The sequence below is a fragment of the Geobacter sp. 60473 genome, from assembly GCF_036323535.1.
Classification (GTDB): domain Bacteria; phylum Desulfobacterota; class Desulfuromonadia; order Geobacterales; family Geobacteraceae; genus Geobacter; species Geobacter sulfurreducens.
In genome coordinates this window covers 2,527,307-2,542,820 of record NZ_AP028967.1, presented here as the reverse complement: position 1 = coordinate 2,542,820, position 15,514 = coordinate 2,527,307, and the positions used below count along the sequence as shown (strand labels likewise).

Annotated in this window: 28 protein-coding genes; all 28 read left to right on the top strand. The window is 54.4% G+C overall.

Annotation, left to right across the window (positions count from 1 at the left end; genetic code table 11):
• The first annotated feature begins 2 nt into the window (after positions 1–2).
• The 28 genes from rpsS to AABA48_RS11445 all read left to right on the top strand — a co-directional run bounded on the left by rpsS (position 3) and on the right by AABA48_RS11445 (position 15,504).
• Positions 3–284: a 30S ribosomal protein S19 gene (rpsS, locus tag AABA48_RS11580; protein WP_286350587.1), complete on the top strand. Its 282-nt coding sequence runs from the start codon at positions 3–5 to the stop codon at positions 282–284.
• A 22-nt stretch (positions 285–306) separates the two neighbouring features.
• On the top strand, positions 307–639 hold the full coding sequence (rplV, locus tag AABA48_RS11575) for a 50S ribosomal protein L22 (protein WP_039646491.1): 333 nt from the start codon (positions 307–309) through the stop codon (positions 637–639).
• 20 nt (positions 640–659) lie between these two features.
• Positions 660–1,295, top strand: a complete 636-nt coding sequence (rpsC, locus tag AABA48_RS11570) for a 30S ribosomal protein S3 (RefSeq protein ID WP_286350586.1) — start codon at positions 660–662, stop codon at positions 1,293–1,295.
• A gap of 18 nt (positions 1,296–1,313) precedes the next feature.
• Positions 1,314–1,736, top strand: a complete 423-nt coding sequence (rplP, locus tag AABA48_RS11565) for a 50S ribosomal protein L16 (protein WP_010943479.1) — start codon at positions 1,314–1,316, stop codon at positions 1,734–1,736.
• On the top strand, positions 1,726–1,914 hold the full coding sequence (rpmC, locus tag AABA48_RS11560; protein WP_286350585.1) for a 50S ribosomal protein L29: 189 nt from the start codon (positions 1,726–1,728) through the stop codon (positions 1,912–1,914). The genes rplP and rpmC overlap by 11 nt, the downstream gene beginning before the upstream one ends.
• 12 nt (positions 1,915–1,926) lie before the next feature.
• Positions 1,927–2,184, top strand: coding sequence for a 30S ribosomal protein S17 (rpsQ, locus tag AABA48_RS11555; protein ID WP_010943477.1), 258 nt, complete (start codon positions 1,927–1,929; stop codon positions 2,182–2,184).
• A gap of 13 nt (positions 2,185–2,197) precedes the next feature.
• Positions 2,198–2,566 (top strand): 50S ribosomal protein L14, encoded by a 369-nt coding sequence (gene rplN, locus AABA48_RS11550; RefSeq protein WP_010943476.1) that lies wholly within the window; start codon positions 2,198–2,200, stop codon positions 2,564–2,566.
• A 23-nt stretch (positions 2,567–2,589) separates the two neighbouring features.
• Positions 2,590–2,916: a 50S ribosomal protein L24 gene (rplX, locus tag AABA48_RS11545; protein WP_286350584.1), complete on the top strand. Its 327-nt coding sequence runs from the start codon at positions 2,590–2,592 to the stop codon at positions 2,914–2,916.
• A 14-nt stretch (positions 2,917–2,930) separates the two neighbouring features.
• Positions 2,931–3,470, top strand: coding sequence for a 50S ribosomal protein L5 (rplE, locus tag AABA48_RS11540; RefSeq protein ID WP_286350583.1), 540 nt, complete (start codon positions 2,931–2,933; stop codon positions 3,468–3,470).
• A gap of 19 nt (positions 3,471–3,489) precedes the next feature.
• Entirely contained in the window at positions 3,490–3,675 is a 186-nt protein-coding gene (locus AABA48_RS11535) for a type Z 30S ribosomal protein S14 (protein WP_010943473.1), read from the top strand.
• A 36-nt stretch (positions 3,676–3,711) separates the two neighbouring features.
• On the top strand, positions 3,712–4,110 hold the full coding sequence (gene rpsH / locus AABA48_RS11530; protein WP_010943472.1) for a 30S ribosomal protein S8: 399 nt from the start codon (positions 3,712–3,714) through the stop codon (positions 4,108–4,110).
• Positions 4,111–4,138: 28 nt separating this feature from the next.
• A complete protein-coding gene (gene rplF / locus AABA48_RS11525; protein WP_286350582.1) occupies positions 4,139–4,678 on the top strand; it encodes a 50S ribosomal protein L6 in 540 nt (179 codons plus the stop codon).
• An 18-nt stretch (positions 4,679–4,696) separates the two neighbouring features.
• On the top strand, positions 4,697–5,065 hold the full coding sequence (gene rplR / locus AABA48_RS11520; RefSeq protein ID WP_010943470.1) for a 50S ribosomal protein L18: 369 nt from the start codon (positions 4,697–4,699) through the stop codon (positions 5,063–5,065).
• 22 nt (positions 5,066–5,087) lie between these two features.
• Complete coding sequence (rpsE, locus tag AABA48_RS11515) at positions 5,088–5,576, top strand: 30S ribosomal protein S5 (protein WP_286350581.1); 489 nt, start codon at positions 5,088–5,090, stop codon at positions 5,574–5,576.
• Between the two features lie 21 nt (positions 5,577–5,597).
• Positions 5,598–5,777 (top strand): 50S ribosomal protein L30, encoded by a 180-nt coding sequence (rpmD, locus tag AABA48_RS11510; protein ID WP_286350580.1) that lies wholly within the window; start codon positions 5,598–5,600, stop codon positions 5,775–5,777.
• Between the two features lie 19 nt (positions 5,778–5,796).
• Complete coding sequence (rplO, locus tag AABA48_RS11505) at positions 5,797–6,243, top strand: 50S ribosomal protein L15 (RefSeq protein ID WP_324311955.1); 447 nt, start codon at positions 5,797–5,799, stop codon at positions 6,241–6,243.
• Positions 6,240–7,547, top strand: a complete 1,308-nt coding sequence (gene secY, locus AABA48_RS11500; protein WP_286350578.1) for a preprotein translocase subunit SecY — start codon at positions 6,240–6,242, stop codon at positions 7,545–7,547. Before rplO ends, secY begins: the two co-directional genes overlap by 4 nt.
• 21 nt (positions 7,548–7,568) lie before the next feature.
• Positions 7,569–8,222 carry an adenylate kinase gene (locus tag AABA48_RS11495; RefSeq protein ID WP_324311952.1) on the top strand — a complete coding sequence of 218 codons (654 nt, stop codon included), beginning with the start codon at positions 7,569–7,571 and terminating at the stop codon, positions 8,220–8,222.
• Positions 8,219–8,965 (top strand): type I methionyl aminopeptidase, encoded by a 747-nt coding sequence (gene map / locus AABA48_RS11490; RefSeq protein WP_286350576.1) that lies wholly within the window; start codon positions 8,219–8,221, stop codon positions 8,963–8,965. The genes AABA48_RS11495 and map overlap by 4 nt, the downstream gene beginning before the upstream one ends.
• 30 nt (positions 8,966–8,995) lie before the next feature.
• Positions 8,996–9,109, top strand: a complete 114-nt coding sequence (gene rpmJ / locus AABA48_RS11485; protein WP_324311950.1) for a 50S ribosomal protein L36 — start codon at positions 8,996–8,998, stop codon at positions 9,107–9,109.
• A gap of 23 nt (positions 9,110–9,132) precedes the next feature.
• Positions 9,133–9,501, top strand: coding sequence for a 30S ribosomal protein S13 (rpsM, locus tag AABA48_RS11480; RefSeq protein WP_010943462.1), 369 nt, complete (start codon positions 9,133–9,135; stop codon positions 9,499–9,501).
• 21 nt (positions 9,502–9,522) lie between these two features.
• Complete coding sequence (rpsK, locus tag AABA48_RS11475) at positions 9,523–9,918, top strand: 30S ribosomal protein S11 (RefSeq protein ID WP_010943461.1); 396 nt, start codon at positions 9,523–9,525, stop codon at positions 9,916–9,918.
• A 37-nt stretch (positions 9,919–9,955) separates the two neighbouring features.
• Positions 9,956–10,582 carry a 30S ribosomal protein S4 gene (gene rpsD, locus AABA48_RS11470; RefSeq protein WP_286350575.1) on the top strand — a complete coding sequence of 209 codons (627 nt, stop codon included), beginning with the start codon at positions 9,956–9,958 and terminating at the stop codon, positions 10,580–10,582.
• Positions 10,583–10,614: 32 nt separating this feature from the next.
• Positions 10,615–11,637 (top strand): DNA-directed RNA polymerase subunit alpha, encoded by a 1,023-nt coding sequence (locus AABA48_RS11465; protein ID WP_286350574.1) that lies wholly within the window; start codon positions 10,615–10,617, stop codon positions 11,635–11,637.
• A 34-nt stretch (positions 11,638–11,671) separates the two neighbouring features.
• Positions 11,672–12,199 (top strand): 50S ribosomal protein L17, encoded by a 528-nt coding sequence (gene rplQ, locus AABA48_RS11460; protein ID WP_286350573.1) that lies wholly within the window; start codon positions 11,672–11,674, stop codon positions 12,197–12,199.
• Positions 12,200–12,672: 473 nt separating this feature from the next.
• Positions 12,673–14,058 carry a deoxyribodipyrimidine photo-lyase gene (locus AABA48_RS11455; protein WP_338270369.1) on the top strand — a complete coding sequence of 462 codons (1,386 nt, stop codon included), beginning with the start codon at positions 12,673–12,675 and terminating at the stop codon, positions 14,056–14,058.
• 126 nt (positions 14,059–14,184) lie between these two features.
• Positions 14,185–15,045, top strand: coding sequence for a GGDEF domain-containing protein (locus AABA48_RS11450; RefSeq protein WP_286350571.1), 861 nt, complete (start codon positions 14,185–14,187; stop codon positions 15,043–15,045).
• Positions 15,046–15,162: 117 nt separating this feature from the next.
• Entirely contained in the window at positions 15,163–15,504 is a 342-nt protein-coding gene (locus tag AABA48_RS11445; RefSeq protein ID WP_338270366.1) for a ferritin family protein, read from the top strand.
• The last annotated feature ends 10 nt before the right edge of the window (positions 15,505–15,514 follow it).

The window sequence follows — 15,514 nt, the reverse complement described above, 5'->3', positions numbered from 1 at the left end:
CCATGGCTCGTTCGATAAAAAAAGGTCCTTTTGTAGATGATCATGTTGCCAAAAAGGTTGCCGCAGAGAGTGCTGGCTCCAAAAAGGTCATTAAAACATGGTCTAGGCGTTCTACCGTTACCCCTGATTTCATCGGATTGACCTTTGCCGTGCACAACGGGAAGAAGTTCATTCCCGTGTTCGTCACTGAAAACATGGTGGGACACAAGCTTGGCGAATTCGCCCCGACGCGGACCTTTCACGGTCATGCGGCCGACAAGAAGAGCAAGCTCAAGAAGAAGTAATTCTTAAAAGGAGCATTCACAGATGGAAGCCAGCGCAAAATTGACATTTGCCCGCCTTTCACCTCGCAAGACACGTCTTGTTGTAGACATGGTCAGGGGCAAGGGAATACAGGACGCACTCACTATTCTGCGTTTTTCGCCGCAGGCGTCTGCGAAACTCGTATCCAAGCTTCTTCGGTCAGCTGTTGCCAATGCTGAGCAGAAAGGCGCGTCTGATGTTGACCGCCTCTACGTAAAGAGCATTTCCGTGGATGGTGGGCCGGTGCTTAAGCGCTTTGTGCCGCGGGCAATGGGCAGGGCAAGCAAGATCAGAAAACCGACCAGCCACATCACGGTGGTTCTGGCAGACAAGTAATAACGACTGGAGGTGGTGTCTTGGGTCAGAAAGTAAATCCTGTTGGATTCAGGCTTGGTGTTATACGGACGTGGGATTCGCGGTGGTACGCGGAGGCCGATTACTCGAAGCTTCTGCACGAGGATCTCAAGCTTCGTAACTTCCTTAAAAAGCGTCTCTACAATTCAGGTGTTTCCAAGATAGAGATTGAGCGGGCCGCAAATAAGGCCAAGATCAACATCTATACCGCCCGACCCGGCCTAATCATTGGCAAGAAGGGTGCTGAGGTGGAAACCTTGAAGAAGGAGCTTGCCAAGCTCACTGACAAAGAGATCTACCTCAATATTCAGGAAGTCAGGAAGCCTGAGCTTGATGCGCAGCTCGTGGCGGAGAATGTTGCCCTTCAGCTTGAACGTCGTGTCGCATTCCGCCGCGCGATGAAGAAGAGTGTTACGTCCTCCCTCAAGTTCGGCGCCAAAGGTATCAGGATAACCTGCTCGGGACGTCTTGGCGGTGCTGAGATGTCGCGGACGGAATGGTACCGTGAAGGCAGGGTGCCGCTTCATACGCTGAGAGCGGATATTGACTACGGCTTTGCGGAAGCGAGGACGACCTACGGCATTATCGGTGTCAAGGTTCTTATCTTTAAGGGCGAAGTTCTCCCCGGTCAAAAATAGAAACAGGAGCTTTTAGCAATGTTGATGCCCAAAAGAGTTAAGCATAGAAAGCAGATGAAAGGGCGCATGAAGGGAGATGCGCAGCGCGGTGCTTCCCTCGCGTTCGGGGAGTTCGGCCTGCAGGCTACGGAATGTGGCTGGGTTGATTCACGCCAGATTGAGGCCGCCCGTATCGCTATGACCCGTTACATTAAACGGGGAGGAAAAATCTGGATTCGGCTCTTCCCGGACAAGCCCCTCACGTCTAAGCCTGCTGAAACTCGTATGGGCAAAGGCAAGGGATCCCCTGACTCCTGGGTTTGCGTGGTGAAACCAGGCAAGGTTCTGTACGAGATGGAAGGGGTAACCGAAGAGATCGCACGCGAGGCTTTCCGTCTTGCCGCCCATAAGCTTCCTGTTGGAACGAAATTTATCTCCAGGAAGGATGGCCATGAAAGCTAATGAATTGAAAAATAAATCTATGGAAGAGTTGACGGCTAAAGCTGCAGAACTCTCGCAAGAGTTGTTCAACCTTCGTTTTCAGCTTCATACCGGGCGGCTGGAGAATACGGCGAAAATATCCTCCGTCAAGAAAGACATCGCCCGGATCAAGACCATCCTTAGTGAGAAAAGAGGCTAAAGAGAGGAAGCTATGAGTCAGCGCGGGAACAGAAAGACCCAGGTTGGGGTTGTTGTCAGTGACAAGATGGACAAGACAGTTGTTGTCAGAGTCTCGCATCTTGTGAAACATCCCGTCTATAATAAGTACATTAAGCGTAGTGTTAAATATAAGGCACACGATACTGATAATAGCTGCAAAACAGGAGACAGGGTGCTGATTGTGGAAACGCGCCCCCTGAGCAAGGACAAGCGCTGGAAAGTTCGTCAGATTATCGACAGGGTCGAATAGCAGGAGTGTTCACATGATTCAGATGCAAACTGTACTCGATGTGGCGGACAACTCGGGGGCCAAAAAACTTTTCTGCATAAAAGTGCTCGGCGGATCGAAGCGCAAGTATGCCGGGGTTGGCGACATCGTTGTTTGTTCTGTCAGGGAAGCTGTTCCTAACGCAAAAGTCAAAAAGGGCGATGTGGTCAAGGTTGTAATTGTCCGCACAGCAAAGGAAATCGGGCGTCCGGACGGTTCCTATATCCGATTTGACGATAACTCTGGTGTTGTTATCAACAACCAGCGTGAGCCCGTTGGCACCCGTATTTTCGGGCCGGTCGCCAGGGAACTCAGGGCCCAGAAGTTCATGAAGATTATTTCTCTGGCCCCAGAGGTTCTGTAAATCATCTCCGTGGAGAAAGTTCAATGCTCGATAAAAAGTTTCATATTAAAAAGGGCGATACCGTCTCTGTCGTAACAGGCAAGGACAAGAGCAAGACCGGCACGGTTCTCCGGATTCTTCCGAAGAGAGATGGAGTGCTTGTGGAAGGACTAAATATCGTCAAGCGCCACACGCGTGCACGTGGTAATGAGCCTGGCGGCATCGTCGAAAAAGAGGCCCCCCTCCATGTGTCCAACGTAATGCTTTTCTGTGGTAAGTGCGAAAAGCCGGTGAGGGCAAAGAAGGCCATCCTCGAAGACGGCAAGAAGGTTCGCGTCTGCGTCAAGTGTGGCGAAGCCTTTGATAAATAGGATTGGAGGGGAAGATGGCAAGGCTTAAAGAGCTTTATCATAAAGAGATCGTCGGTCAGCTGACAAAAGACTTCGGTTATTCGAATGTCATGCAGGTACCGAAGATCGAAAAAATCGTTGTCAACATGGGTCTTGGTGAAGCGATCCAGAACGTCAAGATTCTTGACTCGGCTGTCGAGGAGCTTGCCGCAATAGCCGGACAAAAGGCTGTGATCACCAAGGCAAAGAAGTCGATCGCCGGCTTCAAGCTTCGTCAGGGGATGCCGATCGGATGCATGGTTACCCTGCGCCGCGAGAAGATGTACGAGTTCCTTGATAGACTCATCAACGTGGCGCTTCCTCGCGTTCGTGACTTCAAGGGAGTTTCTGCCAAGGGGTTCGATGGCCGGGGCAACTACTCGCTTGGTGTTAAAGAACAGCTTATTTTCCCCGAGATCAACTACGACAAAATCGACAAGATCAAGGGTCTGAACATAACCATTGTAACGTCGGCAAAGACTGATGAGGAGAGCAGGGCTCTTCTCAAGCATCTCGGCATGCCGTTCAGGCACTAACATCTGTGGAGGACTACCAGTGGCAAAGACATCAATGATCATAAAGGCTCAAAGGGGCAGCAAATTCAAGGTTCGCGAGTATAATCGCTGTCCTCTGTGCGGGAGACCACGGGCCTATTATCGCAAGTTCGATATGTGCCGGATCTGCCTGCGTAAGCTTGCCTCGGCCGGACAGATTCCCGGCGTGATCAAGTCAAGCTGGTAACCAGTTAAACGGTAAATATAAAGAGGAGTACGTTCCATGTCGATGACAGACCCCATTGCCGATATGCTGACGAGGATACGCAACGCCAATATGGCGCGACTGCAGAAGGTCGACATCCCCTCGTCGAACCTCAAGGTGAACCTTGCCAATGTTCTCAAGGCTGAAGGCTTCATCAAGAACTACAAAGTTATAGCTGACAGCCGCCAGGGCGTTTTGCGCGTCTACCTGAAGTATATTGACGAAAAGGACCCCGTGATCAACGAAATCAAGCGGGTCAGCAAGCCCGGGAGTCGTGTCTATGTCGGGAGCGATAAGATCCCGAGCGTAAAAAACGGTATGGGTGTAGCGATCTTGTCGACCTCCAAGGGACTGATCACCGACAAGTCAGCCCGGGAAGCCGGAGTTGGCGGAGAAGTTCTCTGCACGGTGTGGTAATTATAAGGGATCAAGGAGTCATAACGTCATGTCCAGGATTGGCAAACGTCCTATTGAAATACCAAGCGGGGTCAAGGTCGCATTCAGTGATTCCGTCCTGACGATCGAAGGGCCCAAGGGAAAACTGTCGCGGCAGGTGATGGATGGAGTGTCCCTTGAGATCACCCCTTCAAGCATTGAGGTCAAGCGTGCGGATGACGGCCTCAAAGCACGGTCTGCACATGGTCTCACCCGTACACTCGTGAACAATATGGTTGTCGGGGTAACGAAAGGCTTCGAGCGTGCCCTTGAGATCAACGGGGTTGGCTACCGGGCTGAAGCGAAGGGCGATGTGCTCAACCTCAGTCTTGGGTACTCCCACCCGATCAACTATGCGCTTCCGGCGGGAATCATCGTCGAGGTCGATAAGATGACCAAGCTTGTCGTGAAGGGCATAGACAAGGAACTCGTTGGTCAGACAGCGGCAAAGATTCGCTCGTTCCGCGGTCCTGAGCCCTACAAAGGGAAAGGGATCAAGTACGCTGACGAGAAGATTTTGAGAAAAGCCGGCAAAACAGGTAAAAAATAGTCGTTAAGGAGAAGAGAATTGAGTCCTCTTGCTCAGAAAAAAGTGGCCCACCTCAAGCGTAAGACGAGGGTGAGAAAGAAAATCCGCGGCACGACCGAGCGTCCGCGTCTTAATGTATTCAAGAGCGCACAGCATATCTACGCTCAGATCATTGACGACACAACCGGAACCACGCTCGTCTCTGCATCAACGGTGCAGAAAGAGGCTTCAGAAAGCCTGAATCACTGCGGTAATGTCGAGGCTGCAAAACGGGTTGGCGCCCTGATTGCGAAGCGCGCTCTCGAAAAGAACATTGCGACCGTCGTGTTTGATAGAAACGGTTTCTTATATCACGGACGAATCAAGGCCTTGGCGGATTCGGCCCGTGAAAACGGCCTGACCTTCTAATCGGGAACAAGGAGGCATCAACTTGTACAAGATCAACCCCAATGATTTGAATCTTACGGACAAGGTTGTCCATATCAGCCGTGTAGCCAAGGTTGTGAAAGGCGGTAGGCGGTTCAGTTTTTCAGCCCTGGTTGTCGTCGGTGACGGTAACGGCTGTGTCGGTTACGGACTCGGCAAGGCGAACGAGGTGCCCGAAGCCATTCGCAAAGGGGTGGAACAGGCAAAGAAGAACCTGATCAAAGTCCCGATTGTAGAAGGCCATACCATACCGTATGATGTGCTTGGTCACTTTGGCGCTGGTCGGGTGCTTATCAAGCCGGCTTCTGCCGGTACCGGTGTGATAGCAGGTGGCGCTGCCAGAGCCGTCTTCGAGGCTGCTGGTCTGCATAACGTGCTGTCCAAGTGCCTTGGATCTAACAACCCTCACAACGTGGTCAAGGCTGCTTTCAACGGTCTGACCCAGCTGCGGAGCCCTGAAGAGATCATGGCGCGCAGGGGCGTGACGGAATAGTGTGAGTTAACGGGGGAACGCATGTCGGCTGAACTTAAAATTACACTCGTCCGGAGCCATATCGGGGCGACCAGCAAGCAACGCGCCGTACTTAACGGCCTCGGTCTCACCAAGGTCAACAAGACGGTTGTACTCAAGAACACTCCTGAAATCGTGGGTATGGTCCAGAAGATCTCCCACATGGTGAAGGTAGCAGAGTAATCTCTCCAGAGGTGTATGAATGGAACTCAACGAACTCAGGCCTGCGGTTGGGGCAGTCAAAGATAGAAAGCGGATCGGACGTGGACCGGGCTCGGGTCACGGTAAGACTGCTACCAAGGGGCACAAGGGCCAGAAGGCCCGTAGCGGCGGCAGCGTCAAGCCCGGTTTTGAAGGCGGACAGATGCCTATGCAGCGTCGTCTGCCGAAGCGCGGCTTTACTCCATTGACCCGCAAGGAATACGCTCTTGTTAATGTCGGTCAGCTGGAAGTTTTTGAGGCTGGAAGCTGTATTGACGTTGCAGCGCTTCTCAATGCTGGACTGATTGGGGGAGTCAAGGACGGTCTGAAGGTCCTCGCTGATGGCGATCTGACCAAGGCGCTTACCGTCAAGGCGCATAAGTTCAGCGCAAAGGCTAAAGAAAAAATCGCAGCGGCGGGTGGTACTGCCGAGGAGATTTCACTTTGATCGATGCATTCCAGAACATCTTCCGAATACCTGAACTGAAGAGACGAGTGCTTTTTTCGCTGGGAATGCTGGCAGTTTACCGGGTTGGTTGTCATATCCCGACCCCGGGCATCGACAGCAACGCACTTGCGCATTTCTTCGCTCAAGCCCGTGGTACACTCCTCGGGCTTTTCGACATGTTTTCGGGTGGGGCGCTGGAGAAACTGACCGTCTTTGCTCTGGGCATCATGCCCTATATTTCATCGTCCATCATTTTCCAGTTGTTGACGGTGGTTGTGCCTTCCATTGAAAAGTTGTCCAAGGAAGGGGAGTCTGGCAGGAAAAAGATCATACAGTACACACGCTACGGTACGATAGTGCTCAGTGTGGTTCAGGCACTCGGCATCAGCATAGGTCTGGAGAGCATGCGTGGCCCGGCAGGTGAACTTGTCGTTCCTAATCCCGGATGGGGGTTCAGGCTGATGACAGTGATCACGCTTACCGCCGGTACGGCTTTTATCATGTGGCTCGGTGAACAGATGTCCGAGAAGGGGATCGGCAACGGAATCTCTCTGATCATCTTTGCTGGAATCGTTGCCAGGATACCGACGGCTCTTCTCAATACTGGTCGCCTGATCAAGACTGGTCAGCTGTCACTGTTCGTGATCCTTCTCGTTGTGGCACTTATGTTTCTAGTGATTGCCGCAATCGTGTACGTTGAGCGCGGGCAGCGACGGTTGCCGATACACTACGCGAAACGGGTTGTCGGGTTGAAGACCTATGGAGGCCAGACCTCGCACTTGCCGCTCAAGGTGAATATGGCCGGTGTTATCCCGCCGATCTTTGCATCGTCCATCATTATGTTCCCGGCTACGGTCGCGAACTTTATAAATGTGCCGTGGGTGCAGACGGTTGCCAAAAGTCTGACTCCCGGCAACTTGGCCTACGAAATCTTTTATGTTGCCTTTATTATCTTCTTCTGTTATTTCTATACGGCTGTTTCGTTTAACCCCGTTGATGTCGCCGAGAACGTTAAAAAGCACGGTGGATACATTCCCGGGATTCGTCCGGGTAAGGAAACGTCCGATTATCTTGATCGGGTGCTGACAAAGCTTACCTTTGCCGGGGCCTTGTATATCTCGGCTGTATGCGTTCTCCCGTCTGTACTTGTCGGCAAGTTCAATTTGCCGTTCTACTTCGGAGGCACTGCTCTCCTCATTGCCGTGGGTGTTGGCATGGACACGGCGGCGCAGATTGAATCACATCTTATCACCCGAAGCTATGAGGGCTTTATGAAGGGTGTGCGGGTGCGGGGCAGGCGGTAATACTGGCGTGGAGTGTGCTGCATGAATCTGGTGTTTCTCGGTCCGCCTGGTGCTGGTAAGGGGACGCAGGCAAACCTGTTAACTCGTGCGTATGAAGTGCCGCAGATTTCAACCGGCGAAATACTTCGCGCGGCCGTCAAGTCAAAAACCCCTATGGGGGTCAAGGCAAAAGAGTACATGGATCAGGGCGCACTTGTCCCTGACAGTGTCGTTGTCGGTATTGTAGAGGAGCGGCTGGCTTCGCCCGACTGTGCATCCGGCTTTATTCTTGACGGATTTCCCCGTACCGTTGCTCAGGCCGATGCGCTCAAGCAGGTGCTCGGGGCGTTAGGTAAGCAGATAGAGCACGTCGTTTCGTTTGAAGTCGACAAGGGGGTGCTTCTGGGGCGTATCGTCGGGCGCAGGGTGTGTCGCACATGTGGGCGGGCTTTTCATGTCAAGTTTGATCCACCCCTCGTTGACGGTGTCTGTGATGCGTGTGGCGGAGAGCTCTATCAGCGAGACGACGACCGTGAAGACACCATGCGGCGCAGGCTTGAAGTTTATGATGAGCAGACAGCGCCCCTGAAATCATATTATGAGGGTGAGAGGCTCCTGCGGAGAGTGAATGCTCTGGAGCCGATCGAAGATGTACAGCGTCAGATTGTGAAGCTTGTCGAGAGTTGTAACGGGTGATCATACTCAAGTCACCTCGTGAAATTGAAAAGATGCGGGTGTCCGCCAGGATAGTCGCTGAAGTTCTTGAGGTTCTCAAGGCTTGCATTAGGCCGGGCGTAACCACTCTGGAGCTCAACGAGCTGGCCGAGCTTGAGGCGAAGAAGCGCAAGGCACGACCAGCATTCAAGGGTTATAACGGTTTTCCCTATTCGCTCTGTTGTTCGGTTAACGAACAGGTTGTTCATGGTATGCCGAATAGCCGGGAGTTGGTCGAGGGTGACATAATCAGCCTCGATTTTGGTGTTGTTGTTGACGGGTTTTATGGCGATGCAGCCGTTACCGTTCCCGTTGGAAGGGTAAAGCCCGGTGTGCTTGATCTCCTTGCCGTAACCGAAGAGTCGCTCTGTCGGGCTGTTGAGGCATCAGTAGTCGGCAACCGGCTTTCGGATATATCGCACGCAGTGCAAAGCTTTGTTGAGGGACGAGGCTATTCTGTTGTGCGCGAATTCGTCGGGCACGGCATTGGTAAAAATCTTCACGAAAGCCCCCAGGTGCCCAACTTCGGAGAACCGGGGCGCGGCGTCAAGCTCAAGGCCGGGATGGTGCTGGCCATCGAGCCGATGATCAACGAGAAGGGTCATCAAGTTAAAATTCTCAGTGATGGATGGACCGCAGTTACCTGTGACAAGGGCATGTCGGCTCACTTTGAGCACACTGTGGCAATTACGGAGAATGGTCCGGAAATACTGAGTACGTTATAGCACCAGCGAAGCATGTGAAAGGAAATGTCTATGAAAGTCAGGGCATCCGTAAAAAAGATTTGCGACAAGTGCAAAATCGTTAAGCGCAAGGGCATTGTGCGCGTTATTTGTGAAACCCCGAAGCATTCCCAAAGACAGGGTTAAGAGACTAAGAGGAGGAGCTGGCATTGGCACGCATTGCAGGCATTGACCTACCGAGGAATAAGCGCATTGAGATAGCGCTCACGTACATTTTCGGAATCGGGCGCACGACCGCTCAGCGGATTCTGGCCGAGACCGGCGTTAGCGCAGACACGCGGACCGACAATCTTGCCGAGTCAGAGGTCGCCAAGATCAGGGACTACATCGACAAGAACCTCAAGGTGGAGGGTGACCTCCGTCGCGATGTGTCCATGGATATTAAGCGTCTCATGGATCTTGGGTGCTATCGCGGCTTGCGCCATCGGAAAGGGCTTCCGGTGCGTGGCCAACGGACCAAGACCAATGCCCGTACGCGCAAAGGGCCTGCCAGAACTGTTGCAGGCAAGAAGAAATAGAACAAGCATTCTGGAGGAATAATGGCTAGCCCTTCTAAAAAAGTCGTTAGGAAAAAAAAGGAAAAGAAGAATATCCCCAACGGCGTTGCACATATCCAGGCAACGTTTAACAATACGATCATAACCATCACCGATCCCGTGGGGAACGTCGTGGCATGGTCTTCAGCCGGCTCCAAGGGCTTCAAGGGGTCGCGCAAGAGCACTCCCTTCGCCGCTCAGATCGCGGCTGAGGAGTGTGCACGCAAGGCTCAGGAGCATGGCATGCGGAGCGTGGAGGTTTTCGTAAAGGGACCGGGTTCCGGTCGCGAGTCGGCCCTTCGCGCACTCCAGGCTGCCGGCTTCCACGTCAATTTCATACGGGACGTGACGCCGATTCCTCATAACGGCTGCCGTCCTCCCAAGCGCAGAAGAGTCTAACATTTCTCATTTATAGACACGAATAAGGAGGTCAGAGTTGGCTAGATATACAGGTCCTTCCTGCCGGCTGTGCAGAAGGGAGAACATGGAGCTGTTTCTGAAGGGTGAGCGGTGCTATACCGATAAGTGTGCCATCAAGCGGCGTAATTATCCGCCGGGGCAGCATGGGCAGGGACGGCCGAAGGTCTCCAACTACGGCGTTCAGCTGCGCGAAAAGCAGAAAGTGAGGAGGATCTACGGCATCCTCGAGAAGCAATTCCGGAGCTACTTCCAGGAGGCTGACCGTCTCAAGGGAGTGACCGGTGAGAATCTGCTCTCGCTGCTTGAGCGCCGGTTGGACAATGTGGTGTACCGGCTTGGTTTCGCCGCTTCCCGCACCGAGGCCAGAATTCTCGTTCGGCATAATCACTTCACGCTGAACGGCAAGAAGGCAAATATTCCTTCGATCCAGCTCCGGGCCGGCGATGTTGTTGAACTCAAGGAAAAAAGCCGGAAGATAGCGTGTATCAGCGAGTCTCTTGATGCGGTTGTGCGCAGGGGCATTCCCCAGTGGCTTGAGCTTGAGAAGGACGCTTACAAAGGTGTCGTAAAAACTCTTCCCGTGCGCGAAGACATTACGATGCCGATCCAGGAGCAACTGATCGTCGAGCTCTATTCGAAGTAATGTTCGCATAACCCGTCACAGGGAGGATATACATGTATAGAAACTGGCGCGACCTGATCAGTCCGAAGAAGCTTCAGGTTGAAAGCGAGACGCTTACCAATAAATATGGAAAATTTTATGCAGAACCGTTTGAGCGCGGATTCGGCACGACTCTCGGCAACTCACTCCGCAGGGTATTGCTTTCTTCGCTCCAAGGTGCAGGAATTACCTCTGTAAGGATCAAGGGGGTGCTTCACGAATTTTCTTCCATCCCCGGCGTAACCGAGGATGTTACCAATATCATTCTCAATCTCAAGGGCGTAAGCCTCAAAATGTATGGCACTGAGCCCAAGACCATCCGGATTATACATAAGGGCGACGGCATCATCACGGCTGGCGATATCATTACCGACCCACAAGTCGAGATCCTGAACCCTGAACACCACATCGCCACATGCTCCAAGGATGCAAATCTTGAAATGGAGATGGTGGTGAGGGTTGGCAAGGGTTACGTGCCTGCAGACCGGAATCGCGATGAGAAGGCTCCCGTTGGCACCATTCCGATCGATGCCCTGTTTTCACCGATCCGCAAGGTTAACTTTACGGTTTCCAACGCCCGCGTCGGTCAGATGACCGATTATGACAAGCTGACGCTTGAGGTGTGGACCAACGGCAGTGTGATTCCGGAAGACGCGGTTGCCTTTGCAGCCAAGATCCTCAAGGAGCAACTGAGCATTTTCATTAACTTTGACGAGGAAGCCGAACCGAGCGGCGAGTCTGAAGTTGGCGAAGGGGAAAGCCCCATCAACGAGAACCTCTATCGTTCGGTCGACGAACTCGAGCTTTCCGTGCGCTCTGCTAACTGCCTCAAGAATGCAGGCATTAAGCTCATTGGCGAGCTTGTGTCCCGGACTGAGGCCGAAATGCTCAAAACACAGAACTTCGGCCGCAAGTCACTGAATGAGATCAAGGACATACTCGCTGAAATGGGCCTTACGCTTGGTATGAAACTGGAAGGGTTCCCCGATCCGGAAGTCATGCGCAGGCTGCGCGGCGAGCGCAAGGATGAAGAATAATTCGTACGGTTGCCGGAAGAAAGGAACATAGGTCATGCGTCACAATAAGGCGGGAAGAAGGCTGGGAAGAACGACGAGTCACCGTATCGCCATGTTCAGGAACATGGTGACCTCGCTCTTTGCCCACGAGCGGATCACTACGACTGATGCCAAGGCAAAGGAGCTGCGCTCCATAGCCGAGAAGATGATCACCCTCGGCAAAAGGGGTGATCTCCACGCGGTGCGTCAGGCAGCCTCATATATTCGCGACAAGAAGGTCGTCACAAAGCTTTTCTCCACTATCGCGCCTCGATATAAAGAGCGCGACGGAGGCTATACCCGTATCATCAAGCTGGGCATCCGGCCAGGTGATTGCGCACCTCTTTCCGTAATAGAACTCGTTGAAGAAGAGTTCGAGAAGAAGGTGAAGAAGAGCAAGCCGGCTGCGCCTGCGCAAGCTGTTGCCGCCAAGCCTGCAGTTGAGGAAACGCCTGAGGCTGCCGCTGCGCAGCCCCAGGAGCCTGAAGTCGAAATCTCCGAGGTCAAGGATCCGGCTGAGGAGTGCGAAGCCAAGGCCGACTAAGCCGGCACGACACTTGAGCATGCATCAGAGAGGCACGGGAAACCGTGCCTCTTTTTTTTGCGCCGACCCGACTCGTTACACGTACACGTCGATACGTTCGCCCAAGCTGCCTGCCACAGCGCCCGCCCCACTGATGAGCGAGACGGCGGCGCGACCCTCCAGTTTCTGAGACTCCAAAACCTTATCCGCGACAAGTACGGATGATTCTGCTGCTCGCGCGACGGAAATGCCGGATGTTACGCTGCTGATATCCACATGTACCTTCCTTTCCGACGCCGCCTCCTGGAGATGAACTCCACCGATAGTCGCCGGGTGTGTCTGATATGTCCTGTGCGTGTCCTCTCTGATATCTCATCGGCGTCGGGTGACAGGACTTTAGCTGTGGAGCGATATGCTTCACGGAAAGGTGTTTGCATCGTCTCGGGGGAGCGATACAATAATGTTCCTGAACTTCGGCAGCCACTGGGAGGACCATGAACAGCGGACGGATTCGTTCCCTGCTTAAAGGGGCTGAGGCCACGGGCGGCCCGGTGATATATTGGATGAGCAGGGACCAGCGCGTTGCCGACAACTGGGCGTTGATCCACGCTCAGGAACTCGCACTGGCTCGTAGCGCACCGCTGGGGGTGCTCTTCTGTCTTGCCCCCCGTTTTCTCGGCGCGACCGCGCGCCAGTATCGGTTCATGCTCAAAGGGCTGGAGCAGGTTCGGGCCGCGCTGAGTCGGCTTGATATCCCCTTCTTTCTCGTGACCGGTGATCCCAAGGAGGAGGTCGCGGCCTTCACGAGGCGGCACAGGGTCTCGTATCTGGTTACCGATTTTGATCCGCTTCGTGTCAAGCGCGAGTGGAAACGGCAGGTGGCAGGGGAGATATCAATCCCGTTCGACGAGGTGGATGCCCATAATATCGTCCCTTGCTGGATCGCATCGCAGCGTCAGGAGTGGGGGGCATACACAATACGCCCCAAGCTGCACCGGCTGCTGCCCGAGTTCATGGAGCCGTTTCCGCATCTGCTGCGCCACCCATTTCCGTGGCAGGGAGCGCTGCCTTCAGACGTTGAGTGGCGCGAGACCGTTAACGGGATGGCCTTGGACGAATCGGTGCCTGAAGTCAGTTGGCTCACGCCGGGAGAGGGGGCAGCGCAGGCCGCTTTGGTCAGATTCCTTGAAGACGGTCTAGCGGGCTACGCAACCCGGCGCAATAATCCAGCAGTGATGGGGCAGTCGGGTTTATCCCCCTGGCTCCATTTCGGCCAGCTTTCCGCCCAGCGGGTCGCGGAGGCGGCGTTTGCTGCTGCCGTGTCGACGGAGTCGCGTGACGCATTTCTTGAGGAGCTGATCGTGCGTCGTGAGCTTGCCGACAATTTTTGCTGTTACAACGATGCCTACGACCGCTTCGACGGTTTTCCCGAGTGGGCGCAAAGAACCCTTGACCGTCATCGGCACGATCCTCGTCCCTGGTGCTATGACCATGACGTGCTGGAACAGGGAAAGACCCACGATTCTCTCTGGAATGCCGCACAACTGGAAATGGTGCGGTGGGGCAGGATGCACGGCTACCTGAGAATGTACTGGGCAAAGAAGCTGCTCGAGTGGACCGCTTCGCCCGAAGATGCCCTCATGATTGCCATTCAACTCAACGACCGCTATCAGCTCGACGGCAGGGACCCCAACGGATACGCAGGCATTGCCTGGAGCATCGGCGGTGTCCATGATCGTCCCTGGGCCGAGAGACCCGTCTTTGGCTCGATTCGCTTCATGAGCCGCGACGGCTGCCGGAGAAAGTTTGATACGGATGCCTACGAACGTCGGGCGATTATTAGCCCTGCCACATGTGCGGGAATAGCTCTGTGTAAATAACGGCACGTACAAGCAAGTTGTTGATGAACGTCCTGATTTCTGGTAAGAATATCCGGCCGGGACAGTCAGAATAACCAGGGGCGCCCAAGGAGACTCCGGGGGGCAGCCGCGGAGACGGGTGATCGCATGACGGAATTGACGGAGTTCGTAGAACGGCAGTCGCGTCAAGTGCTGGTGGCGCTTGGCTACGTGCTCCTCATTCTTTTCGGCTTGGTCGACCACTTGGCTGACGGCCCGGGATTTGAGCCGTTCTATGCCATCCCCGTGGCTCTCGTGACATGGTATGGTACGCGCACGGCCGGCTTTGCGGCCGCCTGCGCCGGCGGAATCGTCTGGGGGCTGGCAAACGGCGTGTTCATGGGTGAAGAGTTGAAGCCCGGCCCCACGCTGTGGACGCTTCTGTGGCAATTCGGACTGCTGCTCGCAATCGTTTTTCTGGTAGATACGGTCAAAAAATCCCGCCGGTTCATGGCGGCAACGGCGCGGACCGATCTGCTGACCGGTCTTGCCACGCGCACCTGCTTCGAAGAGCTTGCCCGGAGCGAAATCAGCAGGTCGAAACGGTACGGCCGACCTTTTACATTCATCGTTATCAGATTCAGCCCGCCTAATGACGAACAGGCGGTCGGGCCAGGCTCTTTGCGGGATATCATGCCTGCGGCAGCTGTAGCCATCAGGCCGCAGCTTCGGGAAACCGATCTGTTCGCCCGGCTTGACGAGTTCACCCTGGCGGCGCTGCTGCCCGAGGCTACTCATGATCCGACAAAGGTTGTGGTTCAGAAGATGCTTGGCCTCCTTGCGGCGGTGCAGCGTGACCGGCAGTGGCAGTTGCGCTTTGGTGTCGGTGCGGTAACGTACGAGGCGGCGCCGGAGTCGACGGACGAGATGGTGAGACGCGGGGTGAAACTTGCAGATTCCGCAAGCCGCGCCGGTGGCGGAGCCGTCAAGTATGAAACCTGCCGGGACCCCGGCGCGGTGAACGGATGATTGGCGGCCGGGTGGCGATGCGTCACCTGGTGGCAGCGGTCAGTCCGCCGCCTTCGACAATGAATGCCGGACGTATTCCGCGGGAACGCGATGAAACCATGGAAAGGGAGGTATCACATGCCTGACTTCGGAAATCCTTTTGCCGGGCTGGCCAATGGACGCAAACTGACCCACGCGGAGCTCGTACGGGCAATCCGCTTCATGGTCGCAGCCGAGTACGAGGCGATCCAACTCTACATGCAGTTGGCCGAGTCCACGGACGACGAACTCGCCATTGCCGTTCTCAAGGATATCGCCGATGAGGAGCGGGTTCATGCCGGCGAGTTCCTGAAACTGCTCTATCACCTGGCCCCTGATGAGGAAACGTTTTACGCAGAAGGATCCGAGGAGGTTGAGGAACTCGCGGAAGAGGTGAAAAAGCGGGCCAAGACCAAGAGCGGAAAATCGAAAAAGTCCTGACAGCGAGTAG